This window comes from Stenotrophomonas sp. CASM110, from assembly GCF_049384345.1.
Taxonomy (GTDB): Bacteria; Pseudomonadota; Gammaproteobacteria; order Xanthomonadales; family Xanthomonadaceae; genus Stenotrophomonas; species Stenotrophomonas muris.
The window spans coordinates 124,357-141,617 of record NZ_JBMRGI010000012.1; the positions used below are offsets into that span (position 1 = coordinate 124,357).

A 17,261-nucleotide genomic window follows, 5' to 3' on the forward strand; every position below is an offset into this window, starting at 1 on the left:
GCTTACCCTCCGAACAGCTTGCTGAAGAAGCCCTTCTTCTCGACGTTGGTGAAGCGCATCGGGCGTTCTTCGCCGAGGATGCGCGCGACGGCGTCTTCATAGGCCTGGCCGGCAGCGGATTCGACATCCAGGATGACCGGCTCGCCCTTGTTGGAGGCGTTGAGCACGTCGCCCGATTCCGGAATCACGCCGATCGCCTTCAGGCCGAGGACTTCCTCCACGTCGGCGATGCTCAGCATCTCGCCGCTTTCCACGCGCAGCGGGGTGTAGCGGGTCAGCAGCAGGAAGGCCGGCACGTCCTGGCCGGATTCGGCCTTGTGGGTCTTCGAATCGAGCAGGCCGATGATGCGGTCGGAGTCGCGCACCGACGACACTTCCGGGTTCACCACCACCACCGCGCGGTCGGCGAAGTACATCGCCAGGAAGGCGCCCTTCTCGATGCCGGCCGGGGAGTCGCAGATGATGTAGTCGAAGCCGTCGGCGGCCAGGTCCTTCAGGACCTTGCCCACGCCTTCCTGGGTCAGTGCGTCCTTGTCGCGGGTCTGCGAGGCCGCCAGCACGTACAGGTTGTCGAAGCGCTTGTCCTTGATCAGGGCCTGCTTGAGGGTGGCTTCGCCGTGCACGACGTTGACGAAGTCGTACACCACGCGGCGTTCGCAGCCCATGATCAGGTCGAGGTTGCGCAGGCCGACGTCGAAGTCGATCACCGCCACCTTCTTGCCGCGCCGCGCCAGGCCGCAGGCCAGGCTCGCGCTGGAAGTGGTCTTGCCGACGCCGCCCTTGCCGGAGGTGACTACGATGATTTCAGCCAAAGGACTTCTCCTGGTTCTGCATGAGTTTGGTGCTGCGTCAGTCCAGCGCAGCGATCTTGATCTGGTCCTGTTCCAGCCACACCTGGACGGCCTTGCCGCGCAGGTTGTCCGGAACATCGTCCAGTACCTTGTAGTGGCCGGCAATGGCCACCAGTTCCGCATGGAAATCACGGCAGAAGATGCGTGCCGCGGTGTTGCCCTGGGCCCCTGCCAGCGCGCGGCCGCGCAGGGTGCCGTAGATATGGATGCTGCCATCGGCGATGACCTCGGCGCCGGCGCCGACAGTGGCCATCACGGTCAGGTCGCAGTTTTCCGCGTATAGCTGCTGGCCCGAACGCACGTTGCCCAGCTGCATGCGGCCCGGCTGCGGTGCAGCGGCGTCGGCCACCTTGGCCACCGGCGTCGCTGGGGCTGGCTTCGGTTCGGCACGGGCTGCCCGGCGCGGTTCCGGTGCGGGCGGCGGCGGGGCCGGTTCGCCCTCGGCACGCTCGTACTGCGCGCGGAACTTGGCCAGCAGCGGCAGGCCGAGCTGCTGGGAGAGCAGGTCGACCGCGCTGGTGCCGTAGGCCAGCGCCACCGGCAGCACCCCGGCGCTGCGCAGGCCGTCGACCAGCGCCTGCGCGGTGGCCACGTCCGGCACCTGGCTCAGGCCGCCGAAGTCGAGGATCACCGCGGCGCGGCCGAACAGCTTCGGTGCGCGGGTCACGCGCTCGCGCATTTCCTGCACGAGGCGTTCGACATCAAGGGTACGGATGCGCAGGTTGGCGATGCCCACCTGGCCGATCTTCAGTTCACCGGCCTGTTCGTAATCGAAATTCACCGCCACGCTCAGGTCCCCGTCGGCCGCTGTGCCTGCGCCGGCAGCTGCCGGGCGCGTGTCCATGCCACATCCGGCAGCTTGTCGCCGTAGGTCTCCTGGACCCACGGGTAGCTGCACAGTTCCTTGGCCAGCATGCTGGCGCGCACATCGACCTGCGGCATGGTGTTCTGGCCCAGCTCGCGGAAGCCGAAGCTGCCGTGGAAGAGCAGGGCGGCATCGGCGCCATGGTCGAGGAAGACCTCGCAGGTCATCTGCGGGTAGCGCAGCTCGGCGAAGCTCTGCGCGTCGGCGTAGAACGCACGCCCGACGCCACCGCCACGACGGCGGCTGGCGACCACGATGCGGTCGATATAGAAGAACGGGGTGTCCAGCTGCTGCTTGAACCAGGCGAAATTGCTGCTGTCGTGCTGGCTGTCGCTGCCGAAGCCGATCAGGAAGCCGGCCAGGTTGCCGTCGCGCTCGGCGACGCGGAAATACTCAGCGGTTTCATAGAACAGGCGCAGGCGGGCCGCATCCAGGGGAAGGATGGCCAGGCCAGCGTTGTTGTTCAAAGCCAGGACGGAATCGAGCTCGTGCTCGCGCACGTCGCGGATGACAATCGACATTGTGACTCCGTGGGGTAACGCGGTTGGTCCATCAAGGGACCCTGCGCACGATTATTGCATGCCCGGGGTGGGCTGCGGCATGAACAGGCGACCGGGCAGGCATGACTTCCGTGGGGTGCGGTGCGCAGGCGCGGCCCGTAGAGTGCTGGCATGTTGGGAGTCCTCAGCCATACCCGCGTCCTCCGCCTGGCCGGCCTGTTCACCTGGGTCATGGTCGGCCTGCCCCTGGCGTACTCGCAGTTCGAGAACCTGCACAGCCGCGGTGACATGGGCGGCTGGGCGATCCTGTTGTTCGTCGCCTACCTGTCCTTCGGCACGGCCTACTACTGGTTGACCCGCATCCTGCGCAGCGACAGCCACACCAGCTGGCTGGACCGCGGCCTGCTGCTGTTGCTGACGGTCTCGGCGCTGGGGGTCAGTTTCCTCAGCGGTTCGGGCCTGGGCAGCATCCTGATGATGGTGGCCGCCGGGGTCATTCCGTGGATGCTGTCGGTACGGCTGGGGGTGCTGTGGCTGCTGGTCAGCCAGCTGGCGGTGGCGCCGGTCTATTACCTGCTGCTGCGCTTCCCGCTGTTCGAAGCGGTGATGCAGTCGCTGCTGTACGGCGGCTTCTCCATGTTCATCTTCGTGACCAGCCTGGTTGCACGGCAGCAGACCGAGGCCCGCGACGAGCAGCGCCGGCTCAATTCGGAGCTGCGTGCCACCCGCGCCCTGCTGGCCGAGAGCGCGCGGGTCAACGAGCGCACCCGCATTTCGCGCGAGCTGCACGACCTGCTGGGCCACCAGCTGACTGCGCTGACCCTGAACCTGGAGGTCGCCGGCCACCTGGCCGAGGGCCAGGCGCTGGACCACGTGAAGCGCTCGCACGCGCTGGCCAAGCTGCTGCTGGGCAATGTGCGCGAGGTGGTCAGCCAGCTGCGCGAGACCGGCGCGATCGATCTGGCCGCGGCGCTGCGCCCGCTGACCGAGAACGTGCCCTCGCTGGACATCCAGCTGGAGATCGAGGATCCGTTGAACGTGGAAGACCCGCAGCGGGCCCACGTGCTGCTGCGCTGTACCCAGGAGATCATTACCAACGCGGTGCGCCACGCCGGCGCCCGCCACCTGTGGATCAAGGTGTACCGTGAAGCCCCCGACCGGGTGGTGGTGGAGGCCCGCGACGACGGCGTCGGCGCGGATATGGTCAATGTAGGCAATGGCTTGCGCGGCATGCGCGAGCGCCTGCAACAATGTGGTGGCCAGCTGCAGATCGAAACCCGTCCCGGAGAAGGCTTCCGGCTGCGGGCGACGGTGCCGGCAACGGTGCTGGTGGCGGCCCTTACCAAGGTTCCTGAAGGAGTGCGTTGATGATTCGCGTCTGCCTGGTCGACGACCAAACCCTGGTGCGGCAGGGAATCCGCTCCCTGCTGGCGCTCGACGACGGCATCGAGGTGGTGGCCGAGGCCGGCGACGGCCGGCAGGCGGTCGAGCTGATACCGCAGGTGCGCCCCGACGTGGTGCTGATGGACATGCGCATGCCGGTGATGTCCGGTCTGGAGGCACTGCAGGTGCTGTCGCGGCAGGAACAGCTGCCGCCGACCATCATCCTCACCACGTTCGACGATGACCAGCTGGTGCTGGCCGGGCTCAAGGCCGGTGCCAAGGGCTACCTGCTCAAGGATGTCACCCTGGCGCAGCTGGTCGGTGCCATCCGTACCGTGGCCGACGGCGGTTCGCTGGTGCAGCCGGCGGTGACCCAGCGCCTGCTGTCCGGCCTGGAGCACATGCGCAACGAGTTCGTCAGCCTGGACCGCCCGGACCCGCTGACCGACCGCGAGACCGAGATCCTGCGGCTGATGGCCAGCGGCTTCTCCAACAAGGAGATCGCCAATTCGCTGGGCGTGGCCGAAGGCACCATCAAGAACCACGTGTCCAACATCCTGTCCAAGCTGGGCGTGCGCGACCGTACGCGTGCCGTACTGAAGGCGTTCGAACTCCAGCTGGTCTGAAGAAAATCGTTCAAGTACAAAGACTTGGGTCGTAGTTACGGGTTCCTGCCAAGGTTGCCCCCTACTTGCCGGGTAGCGGTATGCGTTACCCTTCGAATTCTTTGTCCATACAAATACGCAGCCGGCAGGGAAACCGGTGCGCCAATCCCGATAAACAATGCCCGCGAAGCCTGCTAGGATTGGCGCTTCGCTTCAATCAACCCGGCCGTGGGATCGGCCCCGGAGACTCTCTGAATGACCCGTATTATCGAGTTCCTGATCGCCTTGGGGATCGTGGCTGGCCTGTTCGTCATCATTGGCGTATGTCTGCCGGGCGAGCGTCACATCACCGAAAGCATCGAGACCAACCGCAAGATGACGATCGTGTACGACACGGTCAGCAGCCTGCGCCGCTTCAAGGACTGGAACCCGCTGGTACTGCGCGATCCCGCCGTTGAACTGAAGCTGTCCGGCCCGGCCTCCGGTACCGGTGCCACCCTCGACTTCACCTCCAAGGACCTGGGCACCGGTTCCTGGAAGATCACCGAAGCCGAAGAGAACAAGCGTGTTGTGATCGCCATCGAAGACGCCACCAAGGGTCACGACAAGGTCACCACCTTCAACCTGGAGCCGACCGGCAAGGGCGGTCGCAACGTCAAGATCACCCAGGACTACTCGGTGAAGTACGGCTTCGACCTGTTCGGCCGCTACGCCGGCCTGTATGTCAGCCGCCAGATCGGCGACGACATCAAGCTGGGCCTGTCGCGCATCGCCAACATGCTCGCAACCGTGCCGAACGTGGACTACCGCACGCCGGAAGCCCCGCTGACCGACCTGGCCATCGTTGAAGTGCCGGCCGAGAACCTGCTGGTGGTCAACGCCGGCAACGTGGACCGCGGTCAGGACACCATCACCAAGTCCATCAAGGACAACCAGGAGTGGATCAAGCGCGTGATGGAGGCCAATGGCCTTGAAGCCGCCGGCCCGTTCCGCATCATCACCACCGACTTCGGCCAGGAGAAGTACGCCTTCGACATCGCCCAGCCGGTGAAGAAGAAGGGTGCTGAAGGTGCTGCTGCCGACGAGCTGACCGTCAAGATCGACGGCGGCGCTCCGGTCAAGTACGTGCACGTTGCTCCGCACCGTTCGGCGCATGCGGCCTACACCGGCCACATGGCGGGTCTGGACGTGGCCCGCAACGGCCTGCGTGCCTGGGCCGTGACTTCGGGCAACGAAGTCATCGACCGCCCGTACGAAACCTGGAAGGACGGCATCGACAAGTCGTTCACCCCGGAAGCGACCTACGACATCTACTGGGCCGTCAAGTAAGCCTCGGCTGACCCATGTAGTGTTGGACACGAAAACGCGCCGCTCATTGCGGCGCGTTTTTTTTGATCCGGCGCCCGGCAAGGGGCGCTGCGCAAGGAGCCCCCATGTTCAATCTCGAACGTCGTGCACGTAAGCCGTCCCTGCTCGCCTGCCTGGGGGCGCTGCTGGCCGCTGCCTCGATCGGCCTGTCCGCCTACGCCTCGCATGGCGTGGCCGATCCGCTGGCGCAGCAGCACCTGAACATGGCGGCGCTGTACGCGTTCGCGCATGGTGCGGTACTGGTGGCACTCGGGCCGCGCGCGCACGGGGCGATCGCACACCTGGCGCTGTACGTGCTGCTGCTGGGTGTGCTGTTGTTTTCAGGCAGCCTGGTGGGCGGGGCGCTGTGGCAGTGGCCGACGCGGATGGCGCCGATCGGTGGCACCAGCATGATGGCCGGCTGGGTGGTGCTGGCGATCAACGCGTTGAGGCGGTGACGGCAATCCGGGTACAGCCGAGCATGGCTCGGCACGACATGGGGGCGTTGCGCGGCAGCTGCTGTAGAGCCGAGCCATGCTCGGCTTCGAGCGAAGCGGCCCGCTTTTGTCTTCGCTCTCTCGTTCCATTCCGCGTGCGGGCGCCACGAGGGGCTCAGCCGTTGGCCGGCCTCCAGCACCAGTGCCAGGGTTCGTAGACGATGCCGTGCGGGTTGTCGCGTGGGTAGCTCAGATGGAAGCCATGCCCGCCGGCATGCACCTGCAGCCAGGCGAACGCGTCGGTGGCTTCAAATGATTCCTCGGCCGGGGCATCGCCCGGTGTGCCGATGTCCAGCGCATGGCCGCTGTGGTGTTCGCTGAACCCCGGCGCTGCATTGACCTTCAGGATCTCCGCCACGCTCAGGCCGCGCGCCAGTTTCCGTTCAAAGATGCCCAGCTGGTAGGCATGGCTGCGGAAGCCGGAAATTGCGTCGAGCGCGATGCCCTCCCGTGCCGCCTGCAGGCGCATCCGCCGCCATCCCTGCGCGGCGCCACGGCGCAGCCACAGCGGGCGGCCGAAGCGGTCACGGCCGGCGAAGTGCAGCAGGCACGGTTCGGGCTCCAGTGGCAGGCCGCTGTCGTCGGCATAGCGCTGTGCATCCAGGCCCAGTTGCTGCAGGCGTTGCTGCAGCCCGGCCAGCGGCAGCCACTGTTCCTGCAGCGCAGCGCCGAACGGACGTGCCGCCGCTGCATCGAGCAGCGCCAGTGCGTCCTCGGCCCCGGGCTCGCGCGGCAGGCGTGGCACCAGCGAATGCACGCCATGCGTCGTTACCGCCGCCAGGTAGCGGCCATCGCGCTTGCGCCGCAGCACCCACTGTGCCTGCGACAGCAGGCGGGCATCCAGGTTGCTTCGTGCGCGCAGCAGGTGGGCGGGCCACAGCTCGATGGCCTCGGTATTGATCAGCAGGGGCGCGCGTCGTTGCATCGCCGCAGCTTACCGCCGAGGCGCCGGTGCGGCCACCTTGCGCAGTGCGTCCAGCAGCACCTGCGGCCGCTCCAGGCTGAGCAGCAGCGTGCTGCCATCGCTGACCGGCAGGGCGAGAACGCGCGTGCGGTCGGTGACCAGCGCGAACCCCTTGCCGCCGCCCTGCAGGCGGAAGTGGCCGGAATAGAAGCCCGGCATCGCATAGCCATTGGTCTTGAAACGAATGCCATAGCGGCGGTCACGCTGCAGGTCGACCACCTCGGCCTGGTCCAGCCGCAGCTGTGCCACCGGAACGCGGCGGCGGTACATCGTCGAGCGCACGTCCAGCACGTCGTCGGCCAGTTCCACCCGGCGGCGGAAGAACGCCGCGCCCAACCCGATGCCGAGCGCGGCGATCACCAGCAGGCTCCAGGCGGCACTGCCGCCCATCCGGAACCAGGGCGGCGACAGCGTCACTTCGATCCAGGGCGCCGTGGCCGGTGCCTTGTACAGCTGCGCATACAGGCAGGCCACGAAGGCGGCGAGCAGGGGCAGCACGATCCACAGCACGCGCAACGGCGAACTCTCGGCCACCTCGTACTGCTTTGGATCGCTGGCACCCATGGCTCAGGCCTCCTTCTTGAATACCAGCATCGCCGGGCGCATCGGTGCGGGGATGATGATGTTGACCAGCTCCCAGCCCAGTTGGCCCTGGCGGCTCAGTTCGCTCTGGATGTCCTCGGCCTTGAGCTGGCCCATCATGGACGTCTTGACCTCGATCGTCTGGTAGCTCCAGCGCTTGCTCATTCCTTGTCCCCCGAAGATGGCGTGGGTTTCGGCAGGCGTCCTGCCTTGCGCAGGGCGTCGCGCAGCACGTATTCGATCTGTGCGTTGAGGCTGCGCAGCTCGTCGTCAGCCCAGCGTTGCGCGGCGGCCAGGACGTCGGCATTGATGCGCAGCGGGTAGGCTTTCTTCTCACTCATGCAAGCTCCTGGCGGGGTGGTGGGGCACCCCGTTGCGAGGGTGGTTCAGTACAGCGAACCGGCGTTGACGATCGGCTGGGTACCGCGGTCCGAGCACAGCACGGTCAGCAGGTTGCTGACCATGTGCGCCTTGCGTTCTTCATCCAGCTGCACCACGCCGTTCTTCTGCAGTTCGGCCAGGGCCATTTCAACCATGCCCACCGCACCGGCCACGATGCGCGTGCGTGCGGCGATCACCGCGTTGGCCTGCTGACGCTGCAGCATCGCCTGGGCGATTTCGGCGGCGTAGGCGAGATGGCTGATGCGTGCGTCGATCACCTGCACGCCGGCGTCGGCCAGGCGTTCGGCCAGCTCGTTCTTCAGGTGCTGGGAGATCTCGCTGGCATGGCTGCGCAGGGCCAGCTGGCCGTCTTCGTGCTGGTCGTAGGGATAGCTGGTGGCCATCGCACGCAGCGCAGATTCGGACTGGATGTGCACGAAGCTCTCGTAGTCGTCCACGTTGTAGACGGCCTCGGAGGCGTCGACCACCTGCCAGACGATCACCGCGGCGATCTCGATCGGGCTGCCGTCCAGCTCGTTGACCTTCAGCTTGCCGCTCTCGAAGTTGCGCACGCGCTGGCTGACCCGGCGCTTGGCAAAGAAGGGGTTGTTCCAGCGCAGGCCGTTGTCCTTCACCGTACCCACGTACTTGCCGAACAGGCTAAGGACCGCCGCCTGGTTGGGCTGGATGGTGTACAGGCCGGCCAGGATGAACACGCCCAGCGCCACCAGCAGGGCGCCCAGCAGCATCAGCAGCAGGCTGGGCGAGCCGGTGCTGGCCTTGGCTGCCACGCCCACCACGAACAGGGCGGCGCCGGCGAGGCCGACGAGCAGGGCGCCGACCAGCGTGCCGAGGCCGTTGAGGGAAGACAGCGACTTCTCTTTCATGGCGGTACGTCCTTGAGGGTTCAAATTTAAGATATCAAAGTGATATCACCTGTCCACTACCGTTCGTCGGATGCCATGGTCAGGGTGCCCGGCCAGCTAGAATGCCCTCCCGCCTTCACATCGCTGCTGGAACCGCCATGGCCAAGCTTGGAACGCCGTTGTCCCCCTCCGCCACCCGCGTGCTGCTGCTGGGCTCGGGCGAACTCGGCAAGGAGGTGGCCATCGAGCTGCAGCGGCTGGGCGTGGAGGTGATCGCCGCTGATCGCTATGCCGACGCCCCGGCCATGCAGGTCGCGCACCGCTCGCACGTGATCGACATGCTCGATGCGATGGCGCTGCGGGCGCTGATCGCCCAGGAGCAGCCGCACCTGGTGGTGCCGGAAATCGAGGCCATCCACACCGAGACCCTGGTCCAGCTGGAACAGGAGCAGGGCCTGCGGGTGATCCCGACCGCGCGCGCCGCACGCCTGACCATGGATCGCGAAGGCATCCGTCGCCTGGCCGCCGAAACCCTGGGACTGCCGACCTCGCCGTACCGCTTCGTCGATACCGAGGCCGAATACCGTGCTGCCGTCGCCGCCATCGGCCTGCCGTGCGTGGTCAAGCCGGTGATGTCGTCCTCGGGCAAGGGCCAGAGCACCCTGCGCAGCGAGGCGGACATCGCCCCGGCCTGGGACTACGCGCAGACCGGTGGCCGCGCCGGTGCCGGCCGCTGCATCGTCGAAGGCTTCATCGATTTCGATTACGAGATCACCCTGCTGACCGTCCGCCATGCCGGTGGCACCTCGTTCTGTGCGCCGATCGGCCATCTGCAGAAGGACGGCGACTACCGCGAAAGCTGGCAGCCGCAGCCGATGTCGAGCGCGGCACTGGCGCGTGCCGAAGAGATTTCGCGCGCGATCACCGATGACCTCGGCGGCTGGGGCCTGTTCGGCGTGGAGCTGTTCGTGAAGGGCGACGAAGTGTGGTTCAGCGAAGTGTCGCCGCGCCCGCACGACACCGGCCTGGTGACGCTGGTATCGCAGGAGTTGAGCGAGTTCGCGCTGCATGCGCGCGCCATCCTCGGCCTGCCGATCCCGGTGATCCGCCAGAGCGGCCCGTCGGCGTCGTGCGCGCTGTTGGCACACGGCGAGGGCGTGCCGTACTTCAACAACGTCGCCGCTGCATTGCAGGTGCCGGATACTGCCGTACGCCTGTTCGGCAAGCCGAGCGTGCATGGCCATCGCCGCGTCGGTGTCACCCTGGCGCGCGCGGAAACCATCGACGAGGCGCGCGCCATCGCGCGAGATGCCGCCGACGCCATCGGCGTCGAACTGCGCCCGTAAAGCAAAAAGGGGACGGAGGGGATTAAGTCGTTTGTGCCACAAACGACTTAATCCCCTCCGTCCCCTTTTCAGGGCCGTCGACTCTACCGCACGTCCACCCACACCAGGTGGTGGTCGCTGCCGTCGGCGATCTTCGCTTCCGGGCTTTCATTGGCCGGCCAGAAGATACCGCTGCCGACATATTCGAAACCGGTCGAGGGCAGTACGTAGTCCAGGCGCATGGTGCCGGACTTCGGGCCGAAATCGCCGGTGGCATGGAACGGTGCGCCCTTGCGCTCGATGCCCTTGGCCGCATAGGCCAGGCTGGTCTGCTCGCCACCGACGCTGTGCGGGGTGGGGTAGCGCAGCACGCGGGCGTTCTCGATCAGTTCGACGATCGCCTCATGGCGGCCATCGCCATCCACCGGGTCGTTGTTGAGGTCGCCGAGGATCACGAAGCGCGCGTCCTGGGCCAGGCCGCCGCACTGACCCTTGTCGTCGCACAGCCATGGCTTGTCACCCTTGGACAGGTATTCCTGCCACAGGCGCAGTTCGTCATGGTTGCGCGCCGCGTTGCGCTTTTCCGGGCCGTCGAACACCGGCGGGGTCGGGTGCGACACCAGCGCGTGCACCACGCCGGCCGGGGTCTTCACCGGCACGTCCCAATGCGACTTCGACGACAGGCGCAGCTGCGACCACACATGGTCGTTGTAGAAGCTCTGGCCGGTACGTGGGTCGACCGGGCGGATCGCGCCGGGCATCGCGCTCCACTTCAGCAGCTGGAAGCTGCGCACCCTGGCTTCGTCGATCGGGTAGCGCGACAGCACCAGCATGCCGTACTGGCCCGGGTGCAGGCCGTAGCCCCAGGCATCGTTGCCGCGGCTGCGGCCTTCGCCACCGACCACGCCGTTGTTGTCCAGGTCCAGGCCGCTGGGCACGCCGGTGTTGACCGGTGCCAGATAGCGGTAGGCGAAGTGCAGCGGTTTGCCGCCACCGGGCTGGGCGACCTCCAGGTAGCGCTTCTGGAACAGGTCGGCGGCGCGATGGGCGTCGTCGAAGTCGAATTCGTTCAGCAGCACCAGGTCCGGGCGCACCTGCTGCAGCACTGCGGCGATCTTGCTCGCGTGTTCGCTGTCGCCTTCCAGCTCCTTGATCAGGCCACCGGCGTCATCGGAGTACAGCGAGGTGTTGTAGGTGGCCAGGCGCAGCGCAGCGGACGGCTTTTCGGTCATCGCAGGGGACGTGGCGAAGGCAGGGGCGGTGGCGCCGCAGAGCAGGGCCAGGGCGAGGATCAGGGGATGGCGGCGGGTCATGTTCATGGGCCGTATTGTGCACCCGGCCCGGTGTCAGCGGTTTGTCAGCGCCCGTCCAGATCCTTGTCGAAATCGTGCCAGCGGCGGCCATCGTAGGCTTCCAGCGGATGGAAGCGGCGCTTGTAGTCCATCTTCTGGTGGCCGCGGATCCAGTAGCCCAGATACACGTGCGGCAGCCCCTCTCGGCGTGCCCACTCGATCTGCTGCAGGATCGCGAAGGTGCCCAGCCCGCGCGCGGGGTGGTCCGGGTCGAAGAAGGTGTAGACCGCCGACAGGCCGTGCTCGGTGACGTCGGTCACCGCTACCCCCAGCAGCTGGCTGGGCTGGCCGTCGTGGCCGGGCAGGCGCATCTCCATGAAGCGGGTGTGCGACCAGCTGCCGATCAGGAACTGCTCGAACTCGTGCGGGCCGTGGTCGTCCATGCCGCCGTTGGCATGGCGGTGGGTGAGGTAGCGGTGGTACAGCGCGAACAGGTCATCGCGGGCGGTGGCGGCGGTGATCCGCACCTCCAGGTCGTCATTGCGGGTGGCACAGCGGCGCTGGCTGCGGTCCGGGGCGAAGCGGGCCACCGGGATGCGCACCGCCACGCAGGCCTGGCAGTGCGCGCAATGCGGCCGGTAGACCAGGTCGCCGCTGCGGCGGAAGCCCCAGCTCAGTGCCAGTGGATAGAGCGCGCCGAGGCGGCGGTCGTTCGGGTCCAGCACCAGGTCGCGTGCCACCCGGTCCGACCAGTACCCGCAGGGGTGCTCGCCGGTCTGGAAAAGTCGCAGTTCGTCGTCTCTGTCGCCATGTATCGCCATGGGCACAGCATAGCCCCAGGTTGTCGCAGTGGCGGCGACTGTCCGCCGGATGAATGGAATCGGCAGTAGCGTCAACCGACGTCGCGCCCGGGCGTTGTTGTCCCCCGAGGGTGAAGTGATCACCCCGACGCTGTTCCCATCCCCAGGAGTGACCTCATGATCCGTACCCCCCTGCTGCTGGCCCTGCTGCTCGGCACCTCCGCATCCGGTATCGCGCTGGCGGCCGACACCCCGGCCACGCCGGCACCGCGCCCGGCCAAGCTGGACACCAACGGTGACGGCGTGATCGACCGCAGCGAGGCGGCCGCCAACCCGCGCCTGGCCGCGAAGTTCGACGAGCTGGACAAGAACAAGGACGGCAAGCTCTCGCGCGACGAGCTGCCGCGCTGGCAGCATGGCCGTCGTGGCCACGGCGGTGAGCGCTGGGCCGCGCTGGACGTCAACAAGGATGGCCGCATCAGCCGCGAGGAAGCCAAGGCCGATCCGCGCCTGGCCGCGCGCTTCGACCAGCTTGATCTGAACAAGGACGGCTACCTGGACAAGGCCGACCGCGAGCTGCGCATGAAGCAGCATCGTGATGCCTGGTTCGCCGCCGCCGACACCAACAAGGACGGCCAGCTGAGCAAGGCCGAGTTTGATGCGGCCAAGGGCCCGATGCATGGTGGCCCGCGCCATGGCGGTCCGCGCGACGGCGGCGCACCGAAGCCGCAGCGCTGAGGGTCAATGCAGTGATGACGACAACGCCGGCGGCACTGCCGGCGTTGTCCGTTACAAGCGGCCGCTGCGCATCAGCGAGTACGCCACAAGCGCAATGACCATCAGGTTCATGGCGATGATGGCGGTGCGGCCGTACATCGATTCGAACTTCCAGTTGATGCCGGTTCGCCCGCGCCGCGCCGAATCGCGCGCGATCATCGGCGCCATCACCCGCTGCAGCGTCACCAGGCACTGGTAGTTGACCACGCCCAACCCGACCGCCAGCACCGTCAGCTGCGTCCAGACCGGTGCCTGCAGCACCACAGCCAGCAGGATCGCCAGGCACCAGAACATGCCGGTGGTGATGTTGAGGTAGAGGAAGCGGCGCACATCGGCCCGCTCTGCCGCAGTTTCGGTGTACGACATCAGGAAGCGCCCGCCGAGATAGCTGCCGATCGCGCCACCGGCAACGCCACCAATGACCGCCCCCCAGCTTTCGGCCGGCAACACATGCAGCTGGCCCAGGGTGGCGGTCAACGAGCCCATCGCGGTTCCACCGGCAACGCTGGCGCCGCCGAGGCCGAGCTTGCTGCCGCCGATGCCGACGCCGGTGCCGAGCAGCACCGCTGCACTGGCGGTGCCGGGCGCGGCCACCAGCACCATCGACACCACGGCGGTGGCGAATGCAGCGCTCGGCGCGCTGCTGCGGGCGAATTCACCGAAGCGCTGCAGCAGGCCTTCGCGCACCAGGGCACGTGCACGCGACAGGCGCTTGCGCACGGCTGCATCGCTGAGCCCGAGCAGGTCGGCGACCTGTTGCGAGCGCTGTCCTTCGCGGTAGTACAGCAACAGGACTTCGCGGCTGTCAGCGGGCAGCGCGGAGATGATGTCCTCGGCGGCGATCTCCTCTTCCACCCGCTGCAGGCGATCGGCCGCACCTGGGGCCGGGTCGGCGGCCATGCCCATCGCCACCTCCGCGGCCTCGCCGGTCAGCGGCCGGCCGCGTTGCGCACGCAGCCAGTCGCGGGCCAGGTTGCGGGTGATCTGCCGCAGCCAGGGCAGGAAGCTGGTCGCGCTGCGCAGCTGGTGCAGCTGCTGCCAGCCCTTCACGAAGGCCTCCTGGGCGATGTCCTCGCTGGCCTGGCGGTCGCGGGTGATGGCCAGGGCGATGGCGGTGACCGTGTTCTGGCAGGCCAGCACGATACGGCCGTAGGCGTGCTGGCAACCGCTGGCGGCGGCGGGCAGTTCGCGTTCCAGGGTCTGGTCGATCGATGCGGCGAACGTCGTCATGGCGGCGGCTCTCCTGCTGGGATTGTGTCCCATGACGGAGCCGCGCGCCCAATGTGACCGACTTCCTGTGCTGACAAAAAAGGGACGGAGGGGATTAAGTCGTTTGTGCCACAAACGACTTAATCCCCTCCGTCCCCTTTTTGCAGTTGCCGGCCAGCGGCGGGTACGACCCTTGGGTTATTTCGATGGCTGGATACGGACCCGGACTTCTTCCTCTTCCGCTGCGGCCTGCGGGGCCGGTTGCGCCTGCTGCGGCTGGGCCTGCGGGGCAGGGGCCGGTGCTGCCGGGGCCGGGGCACCGCGATGGCGCAGGCCGATCACCAGCGCCACGCCGGCGATCACCACCAGCAGGGCGATGCGGATGCGCCAGGCCCAGCTGCGGCCGCCGCTGCCCTGTTCCGGCGTGTCGCGGAAGGCGAACTCGGCGGTCGGATGGTCGCGGCGGGTGGTGTCGAGCAGGCGTGCCTCACGCAGGATCTCGCGTGCACGCGGCTGGTCGTCGGCGCGCACGATCCATACCGCCGGGTAGGTGTTGGCGTTGCCGAGGTCGGTATAGCTGAACTGGCCGCGGCGACGGGTCTTGTACGAGCGCCCGTTGGTCACCTTGACGTCGATGCCATGCCCGCGCAGGAGCTCGGCCACGCCTTCGACGGTTTCCACGCGCTGGCTGCTGAAGATCTGGCGCATGGGTTTACTCCTTGGCCGGCACGGCGGCCGCGGCAGCCTGGTCGGGAACCACGCGGATCAGGCCCTCCTGCGCGGTGCTGGCCACCAGCACACCATTGCGGGTGAAGAACTGGCCGCGGGCCAGGCCGCGCGAATCCTGCGCGCTGGGGCTGTCCAGCGAGTACAGCAGCCAGTCGTCGGCACGGAACGGGCGGTGGAACCAGATCGCGTGGTCGAGCGAGGCCATCTGCACGTGCGGGTGGTAGTAGCTGATGCCGTGCGGGAACGTCGCCGTGCCCAGCAGGTGGAAGTCCGAGGCATAGGCCAGCAGGGCCTGGTGCAGTTCCGGAGCATCGCCGACCGGCTCGCTCAGGCGCAGCCACACCTGGTGGTAGGGCGGGCGCTTGGGCGGGTTCAGTTCGTCGCGCGGGTAGACGTGGCGGAATTCGAACGGGCCGCCGCGCGACAGCCAGCGCTGCACCTTGATCGGCAGCCGCTCCAGCACTTCGGCCGGCAGCGGCCGGTTCGGTTCAATGTCTTCCGGCTGCGGCACTTCGGGCATCTTGTGCTGGTGCTCGGCGCCGGTCTCGGCCTGCTGGAACGATGCCGCGCAGAAGAAGATCACCTTGCCGTGCTGGATCGCTGTGACCCGGCGCACCGAGAAGCTGCCGCCATCGCGGGTACGGTCCACGTCGTAGACGATCGGGTGGTCGATGTTGCCGGCGCGCAGGAAATAGGCGTGCAGCGAGTGCACGTGGCGGCCGTTGTCGACCGTGGCCTGTGCCGCGGCCAGCGCCTGGCCCAGCACCTGCCCGCCGAACACGTACTTGGTGCCGATGTCGCGGCTCTGCCCGCGGAACAGGTTGTCCTCCAGCCGCTCCAGCGTGAGCAGGTCGATCAGCTCGGAGACGACGGGTTCGGGCGTGTCGTTCAAGGGGGCGGCCACAGCAGTGAAAGAGGGCCTGATTATACCGGTCAGGGGTCAGATCCCTTTCGCCCGGCGAAAGGGATCTGACCCCGGGCGGGGCAACCGCTATTTGCCCAGCCGGGCTACCAGGGCCTGCAGGGCGTTCTGTGCGTCCGGGGCGAACCAGGCCTCGACGAAACGGTCGAGCTGGATCAGGTCCGGCTGCAGCGCCACGTGCAGGTCGGCGCGGGCGATGGCGCGGGTCAGCAGCATCGGCTGGCGCGGCTGCCTGAGCAGGTCCTGCAGCCAGGCAATCGCGCGTGCCACCACCAGGTCCCCCTCTGCCAGCTCATCCACCAGGCCGATCTGCACCGCCTGTTCGGCCGGTACCAGCGAACCGGTGGTCAGCAGCACGCCGGCGCGGTGCACGCCCACCGCACGGCGCAGCAGGCGCTGGATGCCCTCCGGCGCGATCAGGCCCACCTGCACCTCGTTCAGGCCGATGGCATATGGCCGCGACGGATCGGCGCTGCGGGCCATCACCCGGTAGTCGCAGCACAGGGCCAGCACGCAGCCGCCCGCCGGGGCGTGGCCGGTGATCGCCGCGACCACCGGGATGCGGCTCTCGGCCAGCGTGCGTACGGCGCCAAAGAAGGCGTTCCAGGTGTCCAGCAGCTTGTGCTTGTCATCGCCATGCGAGAGCAGGTGCGGCACGTCCATGCCGCCGGTGAAGATGCGCTCGCTGCCCGACAGCACGATGCCGTGCGCGTCTTCGGCCATGGCCAGCTCGATGGCATGGATCAACTGCCGGCACAGGTCGGTGTCCAGTGCGTTGACCGGCGGCCGCGCCAGGCGCAGTTCGCGGATGGGGCCATGGTTGATCACCTCGATGAGCGTCGTCATGCTGCGGTCTCGTTGCGAAGAAGGAACCTGGGCGATGATAACCAAACCATTCGTTGGCGTACTGTGGCTTCTGTGTGCGGCCGCAGCATCGGCCTCGGCGGCGGAATCGGGCTGCGTCACGGTGGATCAGGGCTGGGCGCGGTTGCCACCGAATCCGGCAATGCCGATGACCGCTGGCTACGGCGTCATCCACAACGGCTGCGGCAAGGCGGTGGTGATCACCGGCGCGACCAGCAGCAGCTTCAATGATGTGTCGCTGCACGAAACCACGATCACGGATGGGGTCAGCCGGATGCGCGCGATCGAGCGCCTGCCGCTGGCGCCGGGTGCACGTGCCGAGCTCAAGCCCGGTGGCCTGCACCTGATGCTGATGCAGGGCAAGGGCGCGCTGAAGGAGGGGCAGGCGGTGCCGCTACGGCTGCAGCTGGAAGGCGGCGGCGAAGCAAGTGCGACGCTGGCCGTACGCAAGGCTGCGCCGTAGCGGGATGGTCGTGCCGGCCGCTGGCCGGCAGCACGGGCA

Annotated in this window: 21 protein-coding genes; 7 read left to right on the top strand and 14 right to left on the bottom strand. The window is 67.5% G+C overall.

Going from position 1 to position 17,261, the window contains the following annotated elements:
• Positions 1–2: 2 nt before the first annotated feature.
• The 3 genes from minD to VG561_RS12580 are packed head-to-tail and all read right to left on the bottom strand — an operon-like array spanning position 3 to position 2,237.
• Positions 3–812 carry a septum site-determining protein MinD gene (gene minD / locus VG561_RS12570; protein WP_005415682.1) on the bottom strand — a complete coding sequence of 270 codons (810 nt, stop codon included), beginning with the start codon at positions 810–812 and terminating at the stop codon, positions 3–5.
• Between the two features lie 37 nt (positions 813–849).
• Complete coding sequence (minC, locus tag VG561_RS12575) at positions 850–1,695, bottom strand: septum site-determining protein MinC (protein WP_046429497.1); 846 nt, start codon at positions 1,693–1,695, stop codon at positions 850–852.
• A complete protein-coding gene (locus VG561_RS12580) occupies positions 1,641–2,237 on the bottom strand; it encodes a GNAT family N-acetyltransferase (protein ID WP_014036357.1) in 597 nt (198 codons plus the stop codon). Before VG561_RS12580 ends, minC begins: the two co-directional genes overlap by 55 nt.
• 150 nt (positions 2,238–2,387) lie before the next feature.
• Here VG561_RS12580 and VG561_RS12585 point away from each other — a divergent pair, with 150 nt between their 5' ends.
• The 4 genes from VG561_RS12585 to VG561_RS12600 all read left to right on the top strand — a co-directional run bounded on the left by VG561_RS12585 (position 2,388) and on the right by VG561_RS12600 (position 6,009).
• Complete coding sequence (locus VG561_RS12585; RefSeq protein WP_032961359.1) at positions 2,388–3,584, top strand: sensor histidine kinase; 1,197 nt, start codon at positions 2,388–2,390, stop codon at positions 3,582–3,584.
• A complete protein-coding gene (locus VG561_RS12590; RefSeq protein ID WP_006424175.1) occupies positions 3,584–4,225 on the top strand; it encodes a response regulator in 642 nt (213 codons plus the stop codon). Before VG561_RS12585 ends, VG561_RS12590 begins: the two co-directional genes overlap by 1 nt.
• 234 nt (positions 4,226–4,459) lie before the next feature.
• Positions 4,460–5,533, top strand: coding sequence for an SRPBCC family protein (locus VG561_RS12595; RefSeq protein ID WP_014646355.1), 1,074 nt, complete (start codon positions 4,460–4,462; stop codon positions 5,531–5,533).
• Positions 5,534–5,637: 104 nt separating this feature from the next.
• Positions 5,638–6,009, top strand: coding sequence for a DUF423 domain-containing protein (locus VG561_RS12600; protein ID WP_014646356.1), 372 nt, complete (start codon positions 5,638–5,640; stop codon positions 6,007–6,009).
• A 154-nt stretch (positions 6,010–6,163) separates the two neighbouring features.
• Here VG561_RS12600 and VG561_RS12605 read toward each other — a convergent pair whose 3' ends face one another.
• From VG561_RS12605 to VG561_RS12625, 5 genes are read right to left on the bottom strand one after another with little or no spacing between them, the layout of a single operon-like run.
• Positions 6,164–6,973, bottom strand: a complete 810-nt coding sequence (locus tag VG561_RS12605; RefSeq protein ID WP_262093234.1) for a M15 family metallopeptidase — start codon at positions 6,971–6,973, stop codon at positions 6,164–6,166.
• A gap of 9 nt (positions 6,974–6,982) precedes the next feature.
• Positions 6,983–7,576 (bottom strand): PH domain-containing protein, encoded by a 594-nt coding sequence (locus tag VG561_RS12610; protein WP_014646358.1) that lies wholly within the window; start codon positions 7,574–7,576, stop codon positions 6,983–6,985.
• A gap of 3 nt (positions 7,577–7,579) precedes the next feature.
• A complete protein-coding gene (locus tag VG561_RS12615; protein ID WP_014646359.1) occupies positions 7,580–7,759 on the bottom strand; it encodes a DUF4177 domain-containing protein in 180 nt (59 codons plus the stop codon).
• A complete protein-coding gene (locus VG561_RS12620) occupies positions 7,756–7,935 on the bottom strand; it encodes a hypothetical protein (RefSeq protein ID WP_014646360.1) in 180 nt (59 codons plus the stop codon). Before VG561_RS12620 ends, VG561_RS12615 begins: the two co-directional genes overlap by 4 nt.
• 45 nt (positions 7,936–7,980) lie before the next feature.
• Complete coding sequence (locus tag VG561_RS12625) at positions 7,981–8,862, bottom strand: SPFH domain-containing protein (protein ID WP_014646361.1); 882 nt, start codon at positions 8,860–8,862, stop codon at positions 7,981–7,983.
• A gap of 137 nt (positions 8,863–8,999) precedes the next feature.
• Between VG561_RS12625 and purT the strand changes: the two genes are divergently transcribed.
• Positions 9,000–10,187, top strand: coding sequence for a formate-dependent phosphoribosylglycinamide formyltransferase (gene purT, locus VG561_RS12630; RefSeq protein ID WP_014646362.1), 1,188 nt, complete (start codon positions 9,000–9,002; stop codon positions 10,185–10,187).
• 83 nt (positions 10,188–10,270) lie between these two features.
• Here the strand turns inward: purT and VG561_RS12635 are convergent, their stop codons facing one another.
• On the bottom strand, positions 10,271–11,485 hold the full coding sequence (locus tag VG561_RS12635) for an endonuclease/exonuclease/phosphatase family protein (RefSeq protein ID WP_262093235.1): 1,215 nt from the start codon (positions 11,483–11,485) through the stop codon (positions 10,271–10,273).
• Positions 11,486–11,523: 38 nt separating this feature from the next.
• The gene (locus tag VG561_RS12640; RefSeq protein ID WP_046429513.1) at positions 11,524–12,279 is read right to left on the bottom strand and encodes an arginyltransferase; all 756 of its coding nucleotides are present in this window, start codon (positions 12,277–12,279) and stop codon (positions 11,524–11,526) included.
• 156 nt (positions 12,280–12,435) lie between these two features.
• Here VG561_RS12640 and VG561_RS12645 point away from each other — a divergent pair, with 156 nt between their 5' ends.
• Positions 12,436–12,996, top strand: a complete 561-nt coding sequence (locus VG561_RS12645; RefSeq protein WP_014646365.1) for an EF-hand domain-containing protein — start codon at positions 12,436–12,438, stop codon at positions 12,994–12,996.
• Positions 12,997–13,047: 51 nt separating this feature from the next.
• Here the strand turns inward: VG561_RS12645 and VG561_RS12650 are convergent, their stop codons facing one another.
• The 4 genes from VG561_RS12650 to VG561_RS12665 form a co-directional block, all read right to left on the bottom strand.
• Entirely contained in the window at positions 13,048–14,265 is a 1,218-nt protein-coding gene (locus tag VG561_RS12650) for an RNA polymerase sigma factor (protein ID WP_126411832.1), read from the bottom strand.
• Positions 14,266–14,442: 177 nt separating this feature from the next.
• Complete coding sequence (locus VG561_RS12655) at positions 14,443–14,952, bottom strand: pathogenicity-like protein (protein ID WP_227863630.1); 510 nt, start codon at positions 14,950–14,952, stop codon at positions 14,443–14,445.
• 4 nt (positions 14,953–14,956) lie between these two features.
• Positions 14,957–15,877: an acyl-CoA thioesterase II gene (gene tesB, locus VG561_RS12660; RefSeq protein WP_005408551.1), complete on the bottom strand. Its 921-nt coding sequence runs from the start codon at positions 15,875–15,877 to the stop codon at positions 14,957–14,959.
• Positions 15,878–15,964: 87 nt separating this feature from the next.
• Complete coding sequence (locus VG561_RS12665) at positions 15,965–16,741, bottom strand: enoyl-CoA hydratase/isomerase family protein (RefSeq protein ID WP_014646368.1); 777 nt, start codon at positions 16,739–16,741, stop codon at positions 15,965–15,967.
• A 34-nt stretch (positions 16,742–16,775) separates the two neighbouring features.
• Between VG561_RS12665 and VG561_RS12670 the strand changes: the two genes are divergently transcribed.
• The gene (locus VG561_RS12670) at positions 16,776–17,222 is read left to right on the top strand and encodes a copper chaperone PCu(A)C (RefSeq protein ID WP_041863160.1); all 447 of its coding nucleotides are present in this window, start codon (positions 16,776–16,778) and stop codon (positions 17,220–17,222) included.
• Positions 17,223–17,261: the final 39 nt, after the last annotated feature.